The following is a 22,868-nucleotide window of genomic DNA, read 5'->3' as shown; positions in this document are numbered from 1 at the left end:
TATATAGCTCAGTTGGTAGAGCATCTGACTGTTAATCAGAGGGTCCTAGGTTCGAACCCTAGTATAGGCGCCAGATAATAAAAATATAAAAAATTTTTTTTAAAAATGAATTTTATTTTTAAAAGTAGTTTTTAATTTTTTAGAAAAAGGTAAAAAGTTTAATGGCTTTGCAAATATTTGAAACTATTTTTGAAAATAATCTATTAACTGTTGAAATCAATAGTTTGGCTACACAAGCAAATGGTTCAGTATTACTTCATTATAAAGATAGCGTTATTTTAACTGTATCAGTATCTAGTCAAAAAGACACTATTTTGCCTTATTTCCCTTTAACAGTTGTTTATCAAGAAAAACTTTATGCCGTAGGGAAAATACCTGGTAGCTTTACTAAAAGAGAAGGAAGACCTTCTGATCGTGAGATTTTAAATTCTCGTTTGATTGATAGAACTTTAAGACCTTTATTTCCTAAAAATTTTAAAAAAGAAATTCAGATAGTAAATACTATTTTAAGTAGTGATTATGATTGTTATAACGAGATTTTTGCTATTTTAACAAGTTCTTTATCTTTACTTATATCAGATATTCCTTTTATAGAATCTGTTTCAGCAGTTTGTATAGGCAGAATAGATAATAAATTTATTGTTAATCCTAATTTAGTTCAAAGAGATAAATCTGATTTTTTATTAACTTTATCAGGAACTAAAGAAAGTTTAAATATGATCGAAGCTTTTGCCAAAGAAACACTTGAAGAAGTTTTATTAGAAGCTATGATTTATGGACACGAGATAATTAAGAAACTTTGTATTTTTCAAGATGAAATTATGGATAAGATCAATCCACAGAAAAAAAATATTGAAAAATTAGATTTTAACAAAGAATTATACGATAGTATAAAGAGTAAATATTCTAATCAAATAGAATATATTTTAAGCAAAAGTTTTCAACAAAAACAAGATGAAAAATTATTTAAGATTGATATTGATCAATTAAAAGAACAAATTTTAACAGAATATCAAAATGATGAATGTATTTTGTCTGGCGATCAACAAACTTTGGTTCAAGTAGAAAATATTTTTAATGATTTATTTAATAAAAAATTTAGAAAAATGATTATTAAAGATAAAAAAAGAATTGATGGAAGAAGATTAGATGAAATAAGACCGATCCAAAGCAAAATATCTTTATTACCTAGAGCTCATGGATCAGCTCTTTTTACAAGAGGTAAAACACAAAGTTTATCAGTTGTTACTTTAGGAACTTTAAGAGAAAGTAAAATGATTGATGATTTAACAGAAGAAGAAGAAAAGCGTTTTATTTTGCATTATAATTTTCCTCCTTTTTCTGTTGGCGAAATAGGTAGATATATAGCACCATCCAGAAGAGAAATAGGTCATGGTATTTTAGCTGAAAAAGCATTGTTTCATCTTTTGCCTTCAGAAGAAGAATTTCCTTATTCTATTAGAGTGGTTTCAGAAATTTTAGAATCTAACGGTTCTTCGTCTCAAGCTACTATTTGTGCGGCTTCAATGGCATTAATGGATGCCGGGGTACCATTAAAAGAACTTATAGCTGGAGTAGCTATGGGGTTGTTTTATGATGGCGAAGAATATGTTATTTTAAGTGATATTCAAGGTTTAGAAGATCATGAAGGGGATATGGATTTAAAAGTAGCGGGCACTAAAAAAGGAATTACTGCTTTACAAATGGATATTAAAATTAAAAATATTAATTTTGATATTTTGAAAGAATTATTAAATAGAGCACGAATCGGTAGACTAGAAATTTTGGAAAAGATGAATTTAGTTATTACTGAAAATAAAAAAGAAGTTTCGGTTTACGCTCCTAAAGTTAAAGTTATTAATATTCAAGCGGATAAAATAAGAGATATTATAGGAACAGGCGGCAAAATTATTTCTCGTATTATCGAACAATATGATAATGTTCAAATAGATATTAAACAAAATGGAAAAATATTTATTACTCATCATAATATTGATATTGTTAATAATGTGGCTGATTATATTTTAAATTTAGTTAAAGATATCAAGGTAGGAGAAGTTTATCAAGTAACTGTTTTAAAGATTTTAAGTAATAAACAAGGTCAATCATTTGGCGCAATAGTAGAGCTTTTTCCAGGTGTTGAAGGATTTATTCATGTTAGTCAATTGGCTAATACGAGAACAGAACACGTTCAAGATGTTTTGAATATCGGTAATAAAGTATTTGTTAAATGTATTGATATCGATAACAAAGGTAAAATTTTTTTATCTTTGAAAGATTATAAAGTTTAGATATAATTTTATAAATTAAAGTTTTTATATTTAATTAAAAATAATTAATTTATTTATTTAATAAATTAATTATTTTTTAAATTTTAATTAATATTCAATATTATATAATATTGAATATAAAAATTATTTTTTTCAAATAATTTATTTGATTTTTTTGTTTATTATTTTTGTTTTATGTTTAAATTATGTTAAAATTATTTATGCGTGGTTATGCTATATTGTTTTTTAGTTTTATATTTTTTTGCATTATATAAAGTATTTAATTATAATAAATTTAGAGGCCCGTTGGAGAAACGGTTAACTCACATGCCTTTCACGCATGCATTCACGGGTTCGAATCCCGTACGGGTCACCAAAAATAAATATTCTTAAAATAGTGTTTTAATTAAAAAAACACCCATAGCTTAATTGGATAGAGCATCTGACTACGGATCAGAAGGTTAGGGGTTCGAGTCCTCTTGGGTGTGCCATTTTTGTTTAATTATTGAAATCGGGAAGTAGCTTAGCTTGGTATAGCGCCTGGTTTGGGACCAGGAGGTCGCGGGTTCAAATCCTGTCTTCCCGACCATTATAAAAAATATAAGCGGATGTTGTATAATGGTCATTACCTTAGCCTTCCAAGCTAAAGATGTGGGTTCGATTCCCATCATCCGCTCCATATTTATATTTATTTAATATATTTAATTAAAAAAATTAATAATTGGTGAATTGTTTTATTTCATGGTTATCATTTGAGTATAAAAAAATATAATTCAAATAATAAATATTAAATTTTTTATTTGAATTATATTTTCTTTGAATATTGATAATTTGATGTTGATATTTAGATATTATTTTTATATAATTAAATGAGATTTATTTAATTATTTATTTAATTAAAATTTAAAAAAATAAACTTGTTATTAAGTAGAAAGTGTTGTGTATTTTAAGTATGGTTGACATTATTAATAAAAAAGAAAAATTAAAATCTGATAATAATAAAACTTTTTCTGTCAACAAAGAACAAGTAATAAAAAAATGGTATTTAATTGATGTCGAGGGAAAAATTTTAGGTAGATGCGCTACTAAAATTGCTAGTATTTTGAAAGGTAAATTTAAAACTCATTTTACTCCTAATATTGATAATGGAGATTATGTTGCTGTTATTAATGCTTCGAAAATTAAATTAACAGGTCAAAAATGGCAAAAAAAATTTTATTATAGACATTCAGGTTATCCTGGTGGTTTATCTAAAAGAACTGCTTCAGAAATGATGCAAAAGTTTCCTACTCGTGTTGTTGAAAAAGCTATTTTAGGTATGTTGCCTCATACTAAATTAGGTAATCAAATGCGTAAAAAATTATTTGTGTATTCTAATGAAAATCATAGACATGAATCACAAAAACCAACAATTTTAGAGGTGTAATGTTACAATGAATAAAAATCAGTATTTTGGTTTAGGAAGACGTAAAAGTTCGGTTGCGAGAGTAATTTTGGTGCCAGGATCTGGCAATATTAAAATAAATGAAAGAGAATTTATGGATTATATTTCTTCTAAAGAAGTTCGTCTTGAAACTATTATGCCTTTAAAGTTAACTAAAACTTTAGACAAATATGATGTTATCGCTAATGTTTATGGCGGCGGAACAACATCTCAAGCGGGAGCTATTAGACTTGGTATATCTCGATCTTTATTAGAAGTAGAACCAAGTTTAAGAATTATTTTAAAGAAAGCTAGTTTATTAACAAGAGATTCTCGTTGTGTAGAGCGAAAAAAATATGGTTTAAAAAAAGCTCGTCGTGCTCCTCAATTTTCAAAACGTTAATTTTATTTATATTGTTGAAATAAATTTAAAAAGAGTCTTTTATCTTTGTAAAAGACTCTTTTATTGTTTTTTTTGAATAATATTGCTTCTTTAAATTTAAGGATTGGATGAATATGCAAAATATAAGAGTACGTTATGCTCCGAGTCCTACTGGTTTTTTACATATTGGTAATGCTAGGACTGCTTTATTTAATTATTTATTTGCTAAAACCCATAAAGGTAAATTTATTATTAGAATCGAAGATACTGATTTAAAGCGTAATGTTTCTAATAGTGAAATTTCTCAATTAGAACAATTAAAATGGTTAGGTATTGTTTGGGATGAAGGCCCTGATTGTCAGGGTTCTTTTGGTCCTTATAAACAATCAGAAAGATTAATGATTTATCAAAAGTATACTCAAATTTTATTAGATAAAAAACTTGCCTATAAAGAATATCAAAATAATAATGATAAATTTGTAGTTCGTTTTAAAGTACCATCAAATCATTTATATGAATTTGATGATTTAATAAGAGGTAAATTGCGTTTTGATAGCAGTCAAATAGAAGATTGGATTATAATGAAAGAAAATAATTTTCCTACTTATAATTATGCTGTTGCTATCGATGATCATTTAATGAAGATATCTCATATTTTAAGAGGAGAAGAGCATATTACTAACACTCCTAAACAAATGATGATTTATAAAGCTTTTGGTTGGGATGTCCCTATTTTCTGTCATATGTCTTTGATTTTAAATAAAAATAAAAAAAAATTAAGCAAAAGAGATTCAGATATATTTCCGTTTATTAAAAAATATATTGATGCAGGATATTTACCTGATGCTTTATTTAATTTTTTATTTCTATTAGGTTTCGCTCCTAATAGCGATAAAACTATTTTTTCTAAAAAAGAAATTGTTGTTTTATTTAATGAAAAAAGATTTGTGAAAGCTCCTGCTGTTTTTGATGATCAAAAATTATCTTTTATTAATAATCAATATTTAAAACAAACACCTTTATTAAAATTAGTAGAAAAAAGTCAAATTTTTTTCGAAAGAGAAAAAATTTTTTTAGAATACGGTTATTTAACTAAAATAGTTCTTTTATTTAGGGATAGAATAAATTATATTCGAGAAATAGTAGATTTATATTTAGATTTTTTTATAAAAGAAAAAGAAATAGATGACCAAATAATTTCCTTTTTGAAAGATAATAAAATTAGTTCATCCATTAAAATTTTAAAAGACTTATTTTTGAAATTAGAAGATTTTCAGTTATCTGATATTGAAAAATTTATTCAAAATTTTAGTCAATTATCTGATTTAAAAGGAAAACAACTTTTTCTTACTATTAGAATATCTTGCACCGGAAGATTAAACGGCCCTCATTTATTAAATTATTTAGAATTATTAGGAAAACAAAAAATTTCAAAAAATATTCAAAAAGTATTAAATATATTATCGGATAATTAATTTTTTTTTATATATCTTAGAGTGTAAAGGGTTTTATGTTGAAAATTTATAATTCTTTAATTGATCAAAAAGAAAATTTTTGTTTTTCGAAACAAAAAAAAATTAATATTTATGTTTGTGGTCCTACAGTATATGATCATTTACATATAGGTAATATAAGATCTTTAATTTTTTTTGATCTTGTCAAAAAATATTTATCTAATTTAGGATTAGAAGTTTGTTTAGTAGTTAATATTACTGATATTGATGATAAAATAATTCAAAAAGCTATAGATTTGAAAAAAACAGAAGCACAAATATCTCAAAAATATATTAATTATTTCTTTGAATTATTATTAAAATTAGAAATTAAAACAATTGATAAGCATCCTTTAGTTACAAATTATATCTCTGATATCATATTATATATACAAGAGTTAATGGATAAAGGATATACTTATTTTACAGATGAAGGGATTTATTTTAAATCGAGATTAATTACTCAATATGGAGAAATGAGTAATCAAGATTTAATAAAGTTAAAAAAAAATGCCAGAAAACAATTAGATGCTCAAAAAGAAAATACAGAAGATTTTATTTTATGGAAAAAAACTAATATTGGAGTTAAATACTCAAGTCCCTGGTTTCCTGGTAGGCCAGGATGGCATACTGAATGTGTTGTTATGATTCGAAGTATTTTCAAAAATACTATAGATATTCATGGTGGAGGAATTGATTTAAAATTTCCTCATCATACAAATGAACAGGCTCAATTTTGGGCAACGGATAAAAAAAAATTATCTAATTATTTTATGCATATAGGTTATGTTAGTTATAAAAATAATAAGATGAGTAAATCTTTAAGAAACGTTGTTTTAGCAAAAGATTTGTTAAAACGTTTTAATCCTAATATTATTAAAATGTTTTTTTTATCTTACCATTATTCACAACCTATTAACTACAATCAAACAATAATAGAAGAAATCCAGTTAAAATATGATAAAATTATTTATACTCTAAATAAAAATAATTTTCAGTTTTTTTTAAATAAAACTCATAATCAAGAAATTGATTATTTTTATATTCAAAAATTTCATTTTTTAATGTCAAATGATTTTAACACTCCCAATGTTTTAACTTTAATAGAAGAATTATTAAAAAAAATAAATAAAACTTTTGATTTAAATTCTTTATTGATATTACAAAATACATTGATTTTTTTATTTCATAATTTAAGCATTAATATCTTTTTAAAAGAAATCACTGAAGAAAAAATTAAACTTTATTATTTATGGTTAGAAACAAAAGAGAAAAAAGATTTTGTTCAAGCAGATAATTTAAGGAAAATTTTAAAAAAAGAAATGTTGATTTAAAAAAATTATAAATTAATAAAATAAAATAAATAAGATGGTATATATTTTCGTATGATCACAAAAAAATCAAATTCTGAAATGAAAAAAAATAATTTTGCTTTTGATTTGAAAGGTTTAACTTCAGAAGAAGTTGAAAAAAAAATAAAAAATAAACAAAATAATTTATTTGTATCGAATATTAATAAAAGTATTTTAGATATACTTTTTACTAATATTTTTACTTTTTTTAATTTTTTATTATTGGTAGTTACTTGTTTTATTCTTTATGTTAAACATTATGAACAATTATTTTTTTTATTCATTAATATATTAAATATTTGTATTAATATTTTTCAAGAAATTAAAGCAAAAATAACTTTAGATAAAATTTCTCTATTAAAACCTAATTATACTTGTGTTATTAGAAACGGTCTTATAACTCAAATATTAATGGATGATGTTGTTACCGAAGATATTCTTTTTTTAGAATTAGGTTCTCAAATAGTGGCTGATGCAAAAATAAAAAAAGGTATTATAGAGGTTGATGAATCTATTTTAACAGGTGAATCTAATTTAATTTTAAAAAAAGAAGGAGATATTTTATATTCAGGCAGTTATGTTGTTAGTGGTAATGCTTGCGCCGAAGTTATATTTGTTGGTGCTCAAACTTATATTGCTAAATTAACACAAGAAGCGAAAAAATATAAAAAAATTGAAACACCATTAATAAGAAGTTTATCTTCGTTCATTTTGTCTTTGTTTTTTTTATTAACTCCTATGGCTTTTATTTTATATTGCGTTCCTCAACCGATTAAATTTACAGACGAAAAGTTTATTTTAGGATTATGCGGCTTTATTTTATCAATGGTGCCATTTGGTTTGTTTCTTTTGACCAGTACTACTTTATTTGTTAGTTTTATTAAATTAGCTAAAAAAAATGTTTATATTAAAGAACTTTTCGGTATCGAAATGTTAGCTCAAATAGATATTTTATGTTTAGATAAAACAGGTACTATTACTAGTGGTAATATGGAAGTAAAAAATGTTTTAAAATATTCAGATGTTGATTTATTTTCAGAAAATTTAATTTTTGATATTATTAATGTTTTTCCTATCAATAATCCTACTCAAAAAGCTTTATATCAAAAATTTTGTTCTCCTGAGATCTTAAGTAAAAAAAAAATAAGTTATCAAATTTTAAAAAAACAACCTTTTTCTAGTATTACTAAATATAGCGCAGTAGAAATAGAAAAATCAGGAACATTTGTGTTGGGAGCTCCTGAATTTATTTTAAAAAAACAATTTCATCAAATTCAAGAAGATTTTCAAAAGTTAGTAAATTTAGGTTATAGAGTTTTGCTTTTTGCCCAAACTGATACCCCATTAGATGATATTAATAATGATACTGAATATAAAATCATATCTCTTATCTCTTTAGAAGAACAAATCAAGGAAGATGCTTTAAATACTATTAATTATTTTATCCAAAATGGTATTAATATAAAAATTATTTCAGGAGATAATCCGAAAACAATAGCTCATATTGCTCAGAGATTAAATATCATTGATTCTTCAGAACAATCAATTAGTTTGATGGATTTAAATTTAGAAGAATTAAATCAAATATCTTCAAAGTATAATGTATTTGGTAGGGCTAATCCTCAACAAAAAAAAATTATTATCAATAATTTAAAAAAACAAAATAATAAAGTAGCAATGATAGGCGATGGTGTTAATGATATTTCAGCCTTCAAAGAATCAGATGTTTCGATTGCTATGGCTTCAGGTAATGAAGCAAGCAAAAACACTGCTAATTTAATTTTACTTGATTCACAATTTAGTTCTTTAGTTCAAGTAGTTATGGAAGGCAGAAGAGTCGTTAATAATTTGCAAAAAATTTCTATTTTATTTTTAACTAAAACGATTTTATCTTTTTTATTAGCATTTGTTACTATATTTTTTAATTTTATTCATTGGAAAAATGGCCCTAGAATACCATTTCCTTTGCAACCTTTGCAATTTAATCTAATAGATACTTTTTTTATTGGGATTCCTTCTTTCTTTTTAGCTTTGGAAATGAATAATAAAAAAATAACTAAATCATTTTTTAGAAGTGTTTTAAGCAAAGCTTTGCCTTATTCTATTTTGATGACTTTGTTTTATGTTTTGTTATTATTTTTTTATAATGATATTAAATTACATAATATTTCGATTTTATTAAATATTTTTAGCTCTTTCGTATTTTTTTATCTTTTAATATTAATTTCTAGACCCTTTAATAAATGGAAAAAAATATTAGTTGTTTTAGTTTTTTTATCTTTTCTTTCTGTTTATTTATTAATTTATGAGAAAAATATAAGTGATTTGATTTATTTAATGAAATAAATTATGTTTTTTTTATTATATGATAATCATATTAATTTAAAAATTTTGATTTTAAAGAAAGTTTTATAAAATGATAGTTTATGGCAAAAATGTAATTAAAGAAGTTGTAATTAATAAAAGACCTATTTATGAATTGTATATAAATAGCAAAATGCAAGATAGATTTTTTTTAAATTTTTTGAATCAAAATAATATTGAATATAAATTCTTAGATAAACATCAATTAAATGAAAAATCTAAAAGTTTTGATCATCAAGGAGTAGTGGCTAAAGTTCAAGATTATGAATATCAAGATTTATCATTTTTTTTGAAATCTCGTTCTTTACATTCTTATAAATTTCAAAAACTTTTAATTTTAGATGAAATTCATGATCCTCATAATTTTGGCGCTATTTTACGTACTATTGAAACTATGAAATTTGATGGTGTTATTGTATCTAAAAAACATCAGGTTCTTTTGAACGGAACAGTAGCTAAAGCATCTAGTGGCGCTCTAGAATATGTTAATATTTTTTTAGTAAATAATTTACATAAAACTATTATAGATTTACAAAAAGAAAATATTATTGTTATTGGCACTGATCCTACATCTTGTTTAACTATGGAAGAAGTAGATACTAATCGTTCTCTTGCTGTTATTTTAGGCAACGAAGGCAAAGGTATTCGCCCTTTATTAAAGAATAAATGTGATTTTTTATTTCAAATACCTATGCATGGACGTATTAATTCTTTAAATGTAAGTGTTGCGGCTGCTTTGATAATTTATAAATTTCAAAATAAAATTTAACTTTTTCATTTTAAAATTTTTTATGTTATAATATGTTGAAACGTCATATTGATTTATTATTGTTTTCACAAAAAAGATAATTGTTTGGGTGATATGGTGAAAAAAAATATTTTAATTTGTGATAATTGTTTAAGTCGTAATTATCATATTAATATAAGCAAACGTAATAATAGGTTAAAATTAAAAAAATATTGTCCTCAATGTAAAAATCATATTTTACATGAAGAATCAAGATAAAATAATAAGAAAGATGAATATTCATGGTTTTAAAACAAAAAGAAGAACAAACAATGATTAGCCCTTTATTGGATATTATTAAAGAAAAATATGGTTTTATAAATATTTTTTGTTTTATTTTATCTATTTTTTTAATGGGTTTTTCTGTTACTTTTTATAAAACAGAAATTTTTAGCAATTATATAAAAAATAAAAATGTATTTTTAGTTTTTTTTATTATTTTTTTTATTGTTTTTTTAATTAGTGTTTTTCCTTTTTTAAAAACAAGCTTCAAAGATATTGATTTGATCTTTTGGCCTCCTATTCATGAAATGATATTACAAATAATAAAGGTTGTTTTTTTTACTATTTTTTTAGTTTTTATTATTTATTTGTTTCAATCATTTTATAATTCAATAGATCCTTTGATAAAATATTGAAAAAAATAAATAAATTTAACAGTAAATATTATAATAAGGTATTAAATGAAAAATAAAGATAAAATAAATCCTATAAAGTCTAAAGAAAATATTAGCAAAGATATAACACAAAATAATGAAGAAGCTAAATGGTATATAATACAAACTTATTCAGGCTATGAAAACTCTGTTAGAGAAGATTTATTAAAACTTGTTAACAGTAATTCCCGTCTTTCTAATTTAATTTTTGAAGTTATTTGTCCAAAAGAAAAATATTTTAAAGTTAAGGCCGATGGTATAAAGCAAAAAAAAGAAAGAAAAATGTTTTCTGGTTATGTTTTTATTAAAATGATTATGACTGATTATTCATGGTTTATAGTACGTAATTTACAAAAAGTTACTAATTTTTTAGGTTCTACTAAAAAAACTAATGCTAAACCAATGCCTTTATCAGAAAAAGAAATAAAACCTATTTTAATCAAAATAGGAATCATAACTAAACCAACTTATAATCATTTAATAAATAAAAAAGTAGAGATTACTCAGGGTTCTTTCGTAGGTAAAAAAGGGACAGTTGTTCAAATAGATAGTGCTAAAAATAGTATGATAGTAGAGATTGATTTATTCGGAAGAAATACTCCTATTGAAATATCACTTTCTTCTTTTAAAGAAATTTTATAATTTTAAAAATATTATTTTTTTATTATATTAATTTATATAAATATGTTATAATTTGAAAGAATTATTTTTTTGTATTTTCTTTTTTCAAATGAATTTCTGATTTGTTTATTAAAATAATAAATAAAATAATTTTAATAAGTTGCTAAATGAGGTTTTAAATTATTAAAATGGCTAAAAATATTGTAAAAACTATTAAATTACAAATTGCCGCTGGTAAAGCTAACCCAGCTCCTCCAGTAGGACCAGCTTTAGGGCAAGCACAGGTTAATATACCTTTGTTTTGTTCTCAATTTAATGAAGCTACTAAAGATAAGTTGGGTTTCATAATTCCTGTTGAAATTTTGGTTTATGATGATAGAACTTTTAGTTTTTCTGTGAAAACATCTCCTGCTAGCGATCTTTTAAAGAAAGCTGCTAATATCCAAAAAGGATCATCTAATTCTAATAAAGATAAAGTAGCTACTTTAACATATAAACAAATTGAAGAAATTGCTAAAAATAAGTCTTCTGATTTAAATTCTTATAATTTAGAGCAAGCCTGTAAAATAATAAAAGGAACTGCTTCTAGTATGGGTATTGAAATAGTTGAATGATATTTTTAATTTTATAGAAAGAATTAATATTTTGTAATAAAAATATTTGGATTATGAAAAGAAGTAAAAAATATTTAGATATTAGTAAATTGATAGATTTTAATAAATTTTATTCAATCGATGAAGCTATGAATTTAATAAAAAAAACACAAATTACTAAATTTGATGCTACTGTAGAATGCAATTTATCTTTGAAATTAGATCCTAAAAAGGTAGATCAAAATTTAAAAGGTGCTTTAATTTTGCCGCATGGAAGTGGAAAAAAATTAAAAGTTGCTGTATTAGCTAAAGGTCTTCAAGCCAAAGAAGCAGAAAAAGCAGGAGCTGATTATGTTGGAGATCAGGATTTAATTGATCGTATTTCAAAAAATTGGTTAGACTTTGATGTTTTAATATCTACTCCAGAAATGATGCCTTCGGTTTCTAAACTAGGAATCATTTTAGGACCTCGTCGTTTGATGCCGAATTTAAAATTAGGCACTGTAACAAATAATGTTTTTCAATTAATTCAAGATATTAAAAAAGGTAGAATAGAATATAGATTAGATAAAAATGGTAACTTACATACTGTTTTAGGTAAAGCATCTTTCGAAGAAAAACAATTATTAGAAAATTTTAAGTTTTTGTATGAACATTTAATGTCTGTTAAACCTAAAACATCTAAAAGTAATTTTATTAAATCGATAACTATTTCTACGACAATGGCCCCAGGCATCAAAGTTGACTTTGCGTCTATTTAAAAATAAAGAAAATAATAAGGATTATTATTGTTATGACAAATCTAGCTATTATTAATAAAAAAAGAGAATGTGTAGATTTATTAATTCAAGATATTAAAAATTTTGGTTGTTTTTTTTTATTTGAATATCAAGGAATCAAAGTAAGTGATTTGACCGAATTACGTGTTGAATTAAATAAAATTAATAGTATGATTAAAGTATGTCCTAATAATATTTTAAAAAGAACCTTTGAATCAATGAATTATAATGAATTAGTTGATTTATCTAAATATTCTAAAGCTTTATTGTTGAGTCCCAAAGATTCTCTTGAATCTATTAAGGTATTATTTAATTTTGCTAAAACAAATAAATTTTTAAAAATTATTAAAGGTTTTATGGATGATAAAATAATTTCTTACGAAAGTATTGCTGAATTAGCAACTTTACCGTCGAAAGAACATTTATTATCAATGTTATCTTCAGGTATGATGTCTATGTTAAAAGAATTAGCAATTGGTTTAAATATGATAGCAAATAAAGAACAATAATAATTTATTATATTTGAATATATTGAATTATTATTGTATTTGAAAATTTAATGAATAGAGAGATTTTAAAAAAATGGCTAAATTAACTAAAGAAGCTTTTATAGAAGCTTTAAAAGGCATGACTTTATTAGAGATTAAAGAATTAGTAGATGGTATAAAAGAAGAGTTCGGCGTTGATCCTTCTAGCTTTGTTTCTTCTGCTGCTGTAGGAAATAATGAAGCTGTTAATGATAAAGCAGAAGACAATAAATTTACAGTTATTCTTAAATCTTTAGGAAAAAGCATAGTGCCGATTATAAAAGAAATTCGTCAGATTACTAATTTAACGATAATTGAATCTAAAAAATTAGCAGAAACACCAAACGCTGTTATAAAAAAAGATATTGATAAAGAAGAAGCTGAAATTATAAAGAAAAAATTAGAAGAATTAGGCGCTACAGTTGAATTAGAATAATTTTTTCAAACTTAACTATTTGTTTTTTTTGATTCGAAACCTAAGATATAATTTTTCTTAGGTTTTTATTTTCTTGTTTTTTAATTTTTTTGTTCTTAAAAAAATAAATTTATTATATGGTTGTGGAGTTTCAAAAAAAATGACAAAATATCGTGATATAAAATACGGCACTAAATCAGTACGTCGTACTTATTCAAAAATGAATTATGATTTTGATTTACCTAATTTGATCAAAACTCAAATAGATTCTTTTGAGTTATTTTTAAAGAAAGGGATTCGAGAATCTTTAGATGATATTTCACCTATACAAAGTTATAATGGTAATTTAAAATTATATTTTGACGATTTTTTTTTACAAAAACCTAAATTAGATATTAAAGAGGCTAAAAAAAGAGATTTTAGTTATTGTTCTGAATTATTTGCAGATGTAAGATTAGAAAATGTTGCTTCTGGAGAAGTCAGAAAAAGTCGTGTTTTGATGACAGAATTACCTTTAATGACACCTTCAGGAACTTTTATAATTAACGGAACCGAAAGAGTAGTTATTTCTCAGATTATACGTTCTTCAGGCACTTATTTTACAGAAAAATTTGATACTAAATCTAATAAAGTTCGTTATGAAGCGCAAATTATTCCTACTAGAGGAGCTTGGATCGAATATGAACAAAGTAATAAAGATATTTTATATGCTAAATTAGATCGCTCTAAAAAGATTCCTTTAACTAAATTTATTCAAGTTTTAGGTTTTAATAGTAAAGAAGAAATTGAAGAAGTTTTTGGCAAAAATAAATTATTAGAATTAAGTTTTAATAAAAATGATGATTATAGTGTTGACAATGCTATTATAGAACTTTATTCTAAATTAAATCAAGGAGAAAAAGCTTCTGCTAAATCTGCTCGTGAATTTATTAGCAAAAGATTATTCGATCGTAAAAAATATGATTTATCTTCTGTAGGTAGATATAAATTAAATAAAAAATTAGATGTTTTAAACAGAGTAGAAAACACTTTTTTAGCTTATGATTTAAAGGATATCGAAACAGGCGAAATTTTATTTTCTAAAGGAACTTTATTAACAAAAGATATTTTAAAAGAATTAAAAAACAAAAGGCAACATTTTAGAAAAGAATTAATTAGTTCTAAAATGAATTTAGAAAATGAAATCAATAATAAAGAAAATAACTATTTTACTTATAAAAAAAATGATTCTGATAAAAAAATATATATAAAAGAAAATATTTGCGATATTTTAACAGGAGAAATTTTAGTAGAAGTAGATACTTTATTGGATGATAAAGTTATAGAAATTTTACAAAACAATAGAGAAAATTTAGAAGAAGATGTAATAGATTTTTTTCTAGAAAATAATAATTTATATGAATCTTCAAATTCAAATTTAAATAAAAATGTTTTAAATGAAGTTTTAGTAGTTTATATTTTAGATGATAATGATAACAAACGTTTTATTAAAGTAATCGGTAATAATCAAGATGAAAAAGGTAAAAATATTTTTTTATCTGATATTATAGCTAGTATTAGTTATTATTTAAATTTATATGAGAATTTAGGCCAAAAAGATGATATTGATTATTTAGGCAATAGAAGATTAAGATTAGTTGGAGAATTGTTAAAAAATCAATTCCGTATTGGTTTAACTAGATCTGAAAAAAATATTAAAGATAGAATGACTATTAGTAAATTTGATACTCCTATTAGCGGTTTAGTTAATTTTTCTTCTTTTACTATGGTTATTAAAAGTTTTTTTGGAAGTTCTAGATTATCACATTTTATGGATCAAATAAATCCTTTAGCTGAATTAACTCAAAAAAGAAGAATTTCTGCTTTAGGTGTTGGTGGTATTGATCGTGATCGTGCTGGAGTTGAAGTAAGAGACGTTCATAATTCCTATTATGGTAGATTATGTTCTATTGAAACTCCTGAAGGCCCTTCTATTGGTTTGATATCTTCTTTATCTACTTATGCTCAGGTAGACCAATATGGTTTTATTAAAACTCCTTTTTTTAAAGTTATTCATGAAAATGGTTGTCATAAAGTATCTAAAGAATTTGAATATTTAACTTCTATCCAAGAAGAAGATAAGATAATTGCATCAGCGGATTCGTTTTTAGATGAAGAAAATGTTTTTCAAAAAAATAAAATTATTGCCAGAAAAAACGGGGAAACAGGATTGTATGATGTTGAGAAAATAGATTATATAGATGTTTCTCCTAAACAAATAGTTTCGGTAGCGACTTCTACTATTCCTTTTTTAGAACATAATGATGCTTCTAGAGCTTTAATGGGAACTAATATGCAAAGACAAGCTTTACCTTTGCTTATTACAGAATCACCTATTGTAGGTACAGGCGTAGAACATAGAGTAGTAAAAGATTCCGGATGTTTAATTTTAGCTCAAGAAGATGGTCATGTTTCTTATGTTGATTCTCAACAAATTATTATTGATGCAAAAGATGATCAAAAACCTAAAGTTTATAAATTAATTAATTTTGCTAAATCTAATCAAAATACTGTAATATTACATAAACCTATTGTTCAAAAAGGGGAATATGTTCGAAAAGGTGATATTATAGCTGATGGCCCTGCAACTGATAAAGGAGAATTAGCTTTAGGAAAAAATATAACTGTAGCTTTTATGACTTGGGATGGCTATAATTATGAAGATGCTATCATTATGTCTGAAGAATTAGTACAAAATGATGTCTTCACATCTATTCATATCAATAAATATGAAATTTTGGCAAGAGAATTAAAAAAAGGTTCTGGCAGAGAAGAAATTACTCGTGAAGTTCCTAATGTAAGCGCTGATTTTATAAAAAATTTAGATCATAGAGGAATTATTATTCCAGGATCAGAAGTTAAAGGCGGCGATATTTTAGTAGGAAAAATTATTCCTCAAGGAGTTTATGAACTTTCACCTTATGAAAAATTAATTCATACTATTATTGGAGAAAAAGCTCGTGATTACAAGGACGCTTCTTTAAGAATGCCTTTTGGTGAAACAGGAGTTGTTCAAAGTGTTGAATATTTATCTGTTGATAATGGTGATATTTTATCTGCGCCAGGAGTAAATCAAAGTGTTAGAGTTTATGTTGCTGTTAAAAGAAAAATAAAAGAAGGCGATAAAATAGTAGGTCGTCATGGTAATAAGGGTGTAATTTCCCGTATTTTACCTAAAGAAGATTTACCTTATATGTCGGATGGCACAACTGTCGATATTATGTTAAATCCATTAGGTGTTCCTAGTAGAATGAATATTGGTCAAATTTTAGAAATGCATTTAGGTTTAGCTGCAAAAAAAATAGGTATTAAAATAGCTACTCCAGTTTTTGATGGTGTTGATAATGAAGATTTAAAAGATATCATGAAGGAAGCTAATTTACCTTTAGATGGAAAAATGACTTTATATGATGGCAAAACTGGTGAACCTTATGATAATCCTATTTCTGTAGGTATATTGTATATGATTAAATTATCTCATATGGTAGATGATAAATTGCATGCTCGAAATGTAGGACCTTATACTTTGATTACAAATCAAGCTACCCGCGGTCAAGGAAGCAGTGGTCCAGGTGGTCAAAGAACTGGTGAAATGGAAGTATGGAGTTTATATGGTTATGGAGCAGCTCATACTTTACAAGAATTATTAACTGTAAAAAGTGATGATATTATAGGCCGTAATAAAACTTATAATGCTATAGTTAATGGATTACCTTTACCTAAACCTTCTATTCCTGAAAGTTTTAGAGTATTTTCTAAAGAATTACAAGCTTTAGGTTTACATGTGGAACTTATAAAATCTGATACTAAAGAGAATAAAGTTCATTATTCTTTGGTTAATAATAATAAGGAGTGAACATCATCAATAAATCATGGATTTAAATATTAAAATTGAAGAGTTTAATGTTAAACAAGTCACTTTGAAAACATTAAAATCTATTGGAATTAATTTTTTAAAAGATTTTAATTCTTATACTTTAAAAGATTTAAAATCTTTGTTAAATAAAGATTGTTTTTTAGATATTATTCCTATTTTAAAAGATAATTGTTTACCTGAAAATTTAGAAAATTTAAATTTAACGGAAAATATTATTTTAATTTTATATAAAAATAAAATTAAAACATGTCGAGATTTATTAGAAGCTGATCCTCAATTTATATATTATTTATTTAAAAATGAAGACTCTTCTTATTGGCCAAATATTAAAGATTTTTTTATTTTATATGAACATAATTTTAAAATAAAACAAGATTATTTAGAAGAAATAAATCAGTTTAATTCTGAAACAAAAAAAAATGATTCATTGGGACCAACAAATAATTCATTGAATCCAAAAAAGAATTCACTGAATCAAAAAAATAATGAACAGTCGTCTTTTGATAAAAAATATGGTAATCGTGAATATGAATATTTTAAAATTCGTTTAGCTTCTCCTAATGAGATTGAAAAATGGTCTTATGGGGAAATTGTTAATTATGAAACTATTAATTATCGTACTGCAAAACCAGAAATGGGAGGTTTTTTTTGTCCAAGGATTTTTGGTCCGTCCAAAGATTTTCAATGTGCTTGTTTAAAAAAACAATTATCAATGTCCTCTAAAGTTTGTCCTAAATGTGGAGTTGAAATAACAGAACAAAAAGTACGTCGTGAAAGAATGGGACATATTAAATTAGCTTCTCCTGTGGTTCATACTTGGTATTTAAACAGCTCTCCTAGTAGATTAGCTATTCTTTTAGGTATCAAAGCTAAAGAATTATTAGAAATAGTTTATTATGCTTCTTATATTGTTATTTCCCCAGGTAATACTGATTTAGAAAAAAAACAAATCATTTCAGGAATGCAATATGAAGAACATTCTAAAAATAGTATTAATTTTTTGGCTTACACAGGAGCTAAAGCTATAAAAAAATTGCTAGAAGAATTAGATTTAAATGCTAAAATAGCGGAACTAAAAAAACTTTTAAAATATGTTTCAAAACAAAAACGAGATAATATTATTAAAAGATTAGAGATTCTTATATCTTTTAACAAATCTGATAATAAACCTGAATGGATGGTTATGGATGTTTTACCTGTTTTACCTGCTGATTTAAGACCTATTGTTCCTTTAGATGGAGGACGTTTCGCTACTACTGATATAAACGATTTATATAGAAGAATTTTAAATCGTAATAATCGTTTAAAAAAACACAAACAACAAAAAGCTCCTAAATTGATTATTAATAATGAAAAAAGAATGTTACAAGAAGCTGTAGATGTTTTATTTGATAATGTTAAAGTTAATAAAAAAAATACTTCTAATATAGAAAAAAATAAAACATTAAAATCTTTATCAGAAATGTTAAGAGGTAAACAAGGGCGTTTCCGTCAGAATCTTTTAGGCAAAAGAGTTGATTATTCGGGAAGATCAGTTATTATTGTAGGGCCTGAATTAAAGATTCATCAATGTGGAATTCCAAGAATAATGGCTGTTATTTTATTTAAACCTTTTATTTTAAATAAATTACAAGAAGTTAAAGGGATCGATAGAAGAAGCGCTACTACTTTATATGATAAGATGAATGAATATGTTTTTGAAGTTTTAGAAGAAGTTGTTAAAGAACATCCTGTTTTATTAAATAGAGCTCCTACTTTGCATCGTTTAGGGATTCAAGCTTTCGAACCTAAATTGATTGATGGTAAAGCTATTAAATTACATCCTTTGGTAACTCCAGCTTTTAATGCTGATTTTGATGGCGATCAAATGGCTGTTTATTTACCTCTTTCTTTAGAAGCCCAAGCTGAAGCTCGTTTATTAATGTTAGTTTCTAATAATATTTTAGATCCTAAAAATGGCAATCCGGTTTTATCTCCTTCTCAAGATATGGTTTTAGGTAATTATTATTTAACTATTGAAGAAAAAAAAGATCGTATTATAGGCGGCTTTAATGGTAATATTAAAACTCAGGAACATAGATATAAACACCGTAATCAAGGAAAAATATTTTCTGATTTGAAAGAAGCAGAATTAGCTTTTTATAATAAAGAAATCCATCTTCATACAAAAATTTTAATTCAAACAAGTAATATTAATTCTTCTTTTACTAAGGAACAAAAAGAGAAATATTTGGTAACTACTTTAGGAAAATTAATTTTTAATAATATATTACCTTCTGATTTTCTTTATATTCAAGAACCAACACTTTTTAATTTAGAAGTTAGAACTCCGGATTGTTATTTTGTTCCTAAAGGAGTGAATCCTGAAAAAATTTTATCTGAATCATTAGATATTGAACCTTTCAAAAAAAGATTTGTTTCTATGATTATAGATCGTGTTTTTAAAAAAAGCAATATTACAGAGACATCTAAGATGTTAGATGATATTAAAGATTTAGGTTTCAAATATTCTACTATCGCTGGTATTACTATTTCTCATAGCGATATTAATGTATATTCTCAAAAAGAAAAATTATTAGATATTGTTGAAAATAAAATAATAGAAATAGAAAAATTTTATGATAATGGTTTTTTGACTCTTTCTGAAAAGAAAAATTTAGTTATTCAAGAATGGAAAACTGTTCGTGATACAATCCAAGAAGGTTTAATGAAAGAATTTGATAAAGATAATAATTTATTTATGATAAGTGATAGCGGTGCTCGCGGTAATACTTCTAATTTCTCTCAATTATCAGGGATGAGAGGGTTAATGAATAGCCCTAGAGGAGAAATTTTAGAAATCCCTGTCAAAAATTCTTTTAAAGAAGGATTGACGGTATCTGAATTTTTCATTTCTACTCATGGAGCTCGTAAGGTTTCTACCGATACTGCTTTAAAAACAGCTGAATCAGGTTATTTAACTCGTAGATTGGTTGATGTAGCTCAAGATAATATTATTACTCAAGAAGATTGTGGAAGTGATAAAGGATTTGTTATTCAATCGATTAAAAGAGATGATAAAGAAATTATTTCTTTAGGACAACGTATTTTTAGTCGTTTTGCTGCTGAAGATATTTTAGATCCTCAAACAGGACAAGTTATTCTTAAAAAGAATGAAATGATTGATAAAGAAATTGTTGAAAAAGTTATTTCATTAAAAATAGAAAAAGTCAAAATCAGAAGCGCTTTAACTTGCAACTCAGAACATGGTATTTGTGGTAAGTGTTATGGTTTGAATTTAGCTAATAATAAAAATGTTGAAATAGGTGAAGCTGTTGGGGTAATAGCAGCTCAATCTATTGGTGAACCCGGTACACAATTGACAATGAGAACTTTTCACACAGGTGGAGTTTTAGCAGTTTCTGATATCACTCAAGGTTTACCAAGAATCCAAGAATTATTTGAAGCTAGAAAACCTAAAGGTAAAGCAGTTATTAGCGAATATGATGGTATTGTAGAAGATATTAAAAATATAGATTCTTATTTTTCGCAAATTATTGTTTCTCCTGAACACGATAAAGATAAAAAATGTATTTATGATGTTTATTCAAATTCAGAAATTTTAATACAAAAAAATATGCGCGTTTATACTGGACAAAAATTAACAACAGGTTCTATCGATTTGAGAGAATTATTAAGAGTTTCTAATGTAGAAGAAACACAAAAATATATTTTAGAAGAAGTTCAAAAAGTATATCAATCTCAAAGTGTAACTATTAGCGATAAACATATAGAAATTATTATTCGTCAAATGTTTAAACAAATTTTAATTATTTATGAAGGAGATACTGATTTTTTAACAGGCACAGAAGTTACTCTTAAACAATTTAAACAAGTTAATCTTGAAATGTTGAAACAAAATAAAAAATTAGCTGTAGGAAGACCGATTTTATTAGGTATTACTAGATCTTCTTTAAAAAGCGATTCTTTTCTTTCTGCTGCTTCTTTCCAAGAAACTACTAAAATTTTAATTGACGCTGCTATTAAAGGTCAATCAGATTATTTATATGGTTTAAAAGAAAATGTTATTGTAGGTGGATTAATTCCTGCTGGTACAGGTATTTTAGAATCTACTAATTTTCAATATCCTTTATCTGATAAGAAAGAAAATAATTTAGATTAAAACAATATTATATTTAATATTGTTTTAAAAAATATAATTTTATTGTTTTTTGTTATAAAAAAAGTTATAATTATGTGTATAAGATTACGCTATTATAATTCGTTTAAATTTACATATTAAAATAATTTTTAATATTAAAATTTTTTATGTATTATAAATTAAATTAAGGAGTTTTTTTAATGCCTACTATACCTCAATTAATAAAAAAAAATAGAGTTGATAAAATTTATAAAAGTAAATCACCAGCTTTAAGATTTATTTTTAATAATTTAAAGAAAAAAAGTAAAAAATTTAATTCACCTCAAAAATCAGGAGTTTGTATTAAAGTGTCAACAATGACTCCTAAAAAACCTAATTCAGCTTTAAGAAAATTTGCTAGAGTACGTTTAAGCAATAAAACTGAAGTTAATGCTTATATCCCAGGAATAGATCATTCTTTGCAAGAACATAGTAATGTTTTAGTTCGTGGCGGAAGAGTTAAAGATTTGCCTGGAGTACGTTATCATATAGTTAGAGGTGCTTTAGACGCTACAGGTGTTGCCAATAGAAAACAAGGACGTTCTAAATATGGCACAAAAAGATCCGTTGTTAAAAAATAAAGATATAATGTTTTTTTTATTTTAATAAAGAAAGGTTTTAATTAATGTCACGTAAAAAACATATTTATAAGAAAAATATATCGCCAGATCCTATTTATAATTCTACATTAGTAACTAAAATTATAAATACTATCATGAAAGATGGCAAAAAATATGTTGCTCAATCTATTTTATATGGCGCTTTAGAAATAGTTAAAAAAATAACTCAAAGAGAACCAATAGATGTTTTTAACGAAGCTTTAAATAATGTTATGCCTATTTTAGAAGTTCGTACACGTACTATAGGAAGCCAAAATTATCAAGTACCTTCTGAAGTAAGGCCAGAAAGACGTCAATCTTTAGGGTTAAGATGGTTAATCCAATATTCTCAAAAAAGAAATGAAAAAACTATGAAAGAAAAGTTAGCAAAAGAAATTATCGATGCCGCAGCTAAAACAGGAATAACAGTTAAAAAAAGAGAAGATACTCATCGTATGGCCGAGTCTAACAAAGCTTTCGCTCATTATCGTTGGTAAAATCGATACAAATA

18 protein-coding genes and 4 tRNA genes are annotated in these 22,868 nt (G+C 24.8%); all 22 read left to right on the top strand.

Annotated elements, in window-relative coordinates; genetic code table 11:
* Nucleotides 1–161 precede the first annotated feature (161 nt).
* The 22 genes from ACTCUI_RS01345 to rpsG all read left to right on the top strand — a co-directional run bounded on the left by ACTCUI_RS01345 (nucleotide 162) and on the right by rpsG (nucleotide 22,854).
* Nucleotides 162–2,291 (top strand): polyribonucleotide nucleotidyltransferase, encoded by a 2,130-nt coding sequence (locus ACTCUI_RS01345; RefSeq protein WP_463431035.1) that lies wholly within the window; start codon nucleotides 162–164, stop codon nucleotides 2,289–2,291.
* 279 nt (nucleotides 2,292–2,570) lie between these two features.
* Nucleotides 2,571–2,646, top strand: a tRNA-Glu gene (locus tag ACTCUI_RS01340).
* Between the two features lie 38 nt (nucleotides 2,647–2,684).
* Nucleotides 2,685–2,761: transfer RNA gene (locus ACTCUI_RS01335), tRNA-Arg, on the top strand.
* Nucleotides 2,762–2,782: 21 nt separating this feature from the next.
* Nucleotides 2,783–2,859, top strand: a tRNA-Pro gene (locus ACTCUI_RS01330).
* A gap of 15 nt (nucleotides 2,860–2,874) precedes the next feature.
* Nucleotides 2,875–2,949, top strand: a tRNA-Gly gene (locus ACTCUI_RS01325).
* Nucleotides 2,950–3,222: 273 nt separating this feature from the next.
* The gene (gene rplM / locus ACTCUI_RS01320) at nucleotides 3,223–3,696 is read left to right on the top strand and encodes a 50S ribosomal protein L13 (protein WP_463431033.1); all 474 of its coding nucleotides are present in this window, start codon (nucleotides 3,223–3,225) and stop codon (nucleotides 3,694–3,696) included.
* A 7-nt stretch (nucleotides 3,697–3,703) separates the two neighbouring features.
* Nucleotides 3,704–4,096 (top strand): 30S ribosomal protein S9, encoded by a 393-nt coding sequence (gene rpsI / locus ACTCUI_RS01315; protein WP_463431031.1) that lies wholly within the window; start codon nucleotides 3,704–3,706, stop codon nucleotides 4,094–4,096.
* Nucleotides 4,097–4,209: 113 nt separating this feature from the next.
* Entirely contained in the window at nucleotides 4,210–5,550 is a 1,341-nt protein-coding gene (gltX, locus tag ACTCUI_RS01310; protein WP_463431043.1) for a glutamate--tRNA ligase, read from the top strand.
* A 35-nt stretch (nucleotides 5,551–5,585) separates the two neighbouring features.
* On the top strand, nucleotides 5,586–6,902 hold the full coding sequence (cysS, locus tag ACTCUI_RS01305) for a cysteine--tRNA ligase (RefSeq protein WP_463431029.1): 1,317 nt from the start codon (nucleotides 5,586–5,588) through the stop codon (nucleotides 6,900–6,902).
* 51 nt (nucleotides 6,903–6,953) lie between these two features.
* On the top strand, nucleotides 6,954–9,266 hold the full coding sequence (locus tag ACTCUI_RS01300; protein ID WP_463431027.1) for an HAD-IC family P-type ATPase: 2,313 nt from the start codon (nucleotides 6,954–6,956) through the stop codon (nucleotides 9,264–9,266).
* A 70-nt stretch (nucleotides 9,267–9,336) separates the two neighbouring features.
* Nucleotides 9,337–10,053, top strand: coding sequence for a 23S rRNA (guanosine(2251)-2'-O)-methyltransferase RlmB (gene rlmB / locus ACTCUI_RS01295; RefSeq protein ID WP_463431025.1), 717 nt, complete (start codon nucleotides 9,337–9,339; stop codon nucleotides 10,051–10,053).
* A gap of 93 nt (nucleotides 10,054–10,146) precedes the next feature.
* Entirely contained in the window at nucleotides 10,147–10,290 is a 144-nt protein-coding gene (gene rpmG, locus ACTCUI_RS01290; protein ID WP_463431023.1) for a 50S ribosomal protein L33, read from the top strand.
* 23 nt (nucleotides 10,291–10,313) lie between these two features.
* The gene (locus ACTCUI_RS01285; protein ID WP_463431021.1) at nucleotides 10,314–10,709 is read left to right on the top strand and encodes a hypothetical protein; all 396 of its coding nucleotides are present in this window, start codon (nucleotides 10,314–10,316) and stop codon (nucleotides 10,707–10,709) included.
* A 45-nt stretch (nucleotides 10,710–10,754) separates the two neighbouring features.
* Nucleotides 10,755–11,369, top strand: a complete 615-nt coding sequence (nusG, locus tag ACTCUI_RS01280) for a transcription termination/antitermination protein NusG (RefSeq protein ID WP_463431019.1) — start codon at nucleotides 10,755–10,757, stop codon at nucleotides 11,367–11,369.
* A 167-nt stretch (nucleotides 11,370–11,536) separates the two neighbouring features.
* Entirely contained in the window at nucleotides 11,537–11,962 is a 426-nt protein-coding gene (gene rplK / locus ACTCUI_RS01275; RefSeq protein WP_463431018.1) for a 50S ribosomal protein L11, read from the top strand.
* A gap of 53 nt (nucleotides 11,963–12,015) precedes the next feature.
* Complete coding sequence (rplA, locus tag ACTCUI_RS01270; RefSeq protein WP_463431017.1) at nucleotides 12,016–12,702, top strand: 50S ribosomal protein L1; 687 nt, start codon at nucleotides 12,016–12,018, stop codon at nucleotides 12,700–12,702.
* Between the two features lie 32 nt (nucleotides 12,703–12,734).
* On the top strand, nucleotides 12,735–13,229 hold the full coding sequence (rplJ, locus tag ACTCUI_RS01265; RefSeq protein WP_463431016.1) for a 50S ribosomal protein L10: 495 nt from the start codon (nucleotides 12,735–12,737) through the stop codon (nucleotides 13,227–13,229).
* A 73-nt stretch (nucleotides 13,230–13,302) separates the two neighbouring features.
* On the top strand, nucleotides 13,303–13,683 hold the full coding sequence (gene rplL, locus ACTCUI_RS01260; RefSeq protein ID WP_463431014.1) for a 50S ribosomal protein L7/L12: 381 nt from the start codon (nucleotides 13,303–13,305) through the stop codon (nucleotides 13,681–13,683).
* 139 nt (nucleotides 13,684–13,822) lie between these two features.
* The gene (gene rpoB / locus ACTCUI_RS01255) at nucleotides 13,823–17,557 is read left to right on the top strand and encodes a DNA-directed RNA polymerase subunit beta (RefSeq protein WP_463431012.1); all 3,735 of its coding nucleotides are present in this window, start codon (nucleotides 13,823–13,825) and stop codon (nucleotides 17,555–17,557) included.
* 16 nt (nucleotides 17,558–17,573) lie between these two features.
* On the top strand, nucleotides 17,574–21,740 hold the full coding sequence (rpoC, locus tag ACTCUI_RS01250) for a DNA-directed RNA polymerase subunit beta' (protein ID WP_463431010.1): 4,167 nt from the start codon (nucleotides 17,574–17,576) through the stop codon (nucleotides 21,738–21,740).
* A gap of 179 nt (nucleotides 21,741–21,919) precedes the next feature.
* Complete coding sequence (gene rpsL / locus ACTCUI_RS01245) at nucleotides 21,920–22,339, top strand: 30S ribosomal protein S12 (protein ID WP_463431008.1); 420 nt, start codon at nucleotides 21,920–21,922, stop codon at nucleotides 22,337–22,339.
* A 44-nt stretch (nucleotides 22,340–22,383) separates the two neighbouring features.
* A complete protein-coding gene (gene rpsG / locus ACTCUI_RS01240; RefSeq protein WP_463431006.1) occupies nucleotides 22,384–22,854 on the top strand; it encodes a 30S ribosomal protein S7 in 471 nt (156 codons plus the stop codon).
* Nucleotides 22,855–22,868 lie beyond the last annotated feature (14 nt).

It is taken from the genome of Brinjal little leaf phytoplasma (genome assembly GCF_978563805.1).
The sequence above is the reverse complement of the archived record's forward strand: the minus strand, read 5'-3'. Positions and strand labels throughout refer to the sequence as shown.

Excerpts from the sequence above, each read along its gene's own strand:
- ACTCUI_RS01345 (WP_463431035.1), top strand. The coding sequence starts at position 162 with ATGGCTTTGCAAATATTTGAAACTATTTTTGAAAATAATCTATTAACT.
- rplM (WP_463431033.1), top strand. The coding sequence starts at position 3,223 with ATGGTTGACATTATTAATAAAAAAGAAAAATTAAAATCTGATAATAAT.
- rpsI (WP_463431031.1), top strand. The coding sequence starts at position 3,704 with ATGAATAAAAATCAGTATTTTGGTTTAGGAAGACGTAAAAGTTCGGTT.
- gltX (WP_463431043.1), top strand. The coding sequence starts at position 4,210 with ATGCAAAATATAAGAGTACGTTATGCTCCGAGTCCTACTGGTTTTTTA.
- cysS (WP_463431029.1), top strand. The coding sequence starts at position 5,586 with ATGTTGAAAATTTATAATTCTTTAATTGATCAAAAAGAAAATTTTTGT.
- ACTCUI_RS01300 (WP_463431027.1), top strand. The coding sequence starts at position 6,954 with ATGATCACAAAAAAATCAAATTCTGAAATGAAAAAAAATAATTTTGCT.
- rlmB (WP_463431025.1), top strand. The coding sequence starts at position 9,337 with ATGATAGTTTATGGCAAAAATGTAATTAAAGAAGTTGTAATTAATAAA.
- rpmG (WP_463431023.1), top strand. The coding sequence starts at position 10,147 with ATGGTGAAAAAAAATATTTTAATTTGTGATAATTGTTTAAGTCGTAAT.
- ACTCUI_RS01285 (WP_463431021.1), top strand. The coding sequence starts at position 10,314 with ATGGTTTTAAAACAAAAAGAAGAACAAACAATGATTAGCCCTTTATTG.
- nusG (WP_463431019.1), top strand. The coding sequence starts at position 10,755 with ATGAAAAATAAAGATAAAATAAATCCTATAAAGTCTAAAGAAAATATT.
- rplK (WP_463431018.1), top strand. The coding sequence starts at position 11,537 with ATGGCTAAAAATATTGTAAAAACTATTAAATTACAAATTGCCGCTGGT.
- rplA (WP_463431017.1), top strand. The coding sequence starts at position 12,016 with ATGAAAAGAAGTAAAAAATATTTAGATATTAGTAAATTGATAGATTTT.
- rplJ (WP_463431016.1), top strand. The coding sequence starts at position 12,735 with ATGACAAATCTAGCTATTATTAATAAAAAAAGAGAATGTGTAGATTTA.
- rplL (WP_463431014.1), top strand. The coding sequence starts at position 13,303 with ATGGCTAAATTAACTAAAGAAGCTTTTATAGAAGCTTTAAAAGGCATG.
- rpoB (WP_463431012.1), top strand. The coding sequence starts at position 13,823 with ATGACAAAATATCGTGATATAAAATACGGCACTAAATCAGTACGTCGT.
- rpoC (WP_463431010.1), top strand. The coding sequence starts at position 17,574 with ATGGATTTAAATATTAAAATTGAAGAGTTTAATGTTAAACAAGTCACT.
- rpsL (WP_463431008.1), top strand. The coding sequence starts at position 21,920 with ATGCCTACTATACCTCAATTAATAAAAAAAAATAGAGTTGATAAAATT.
- rpsG (WP_463431006.1), top strand. The coding sequence starts at position 22,384 with ATGTCACGTAAAAAACATATTTATAAGAAAAATATATCGCCAGATCCT.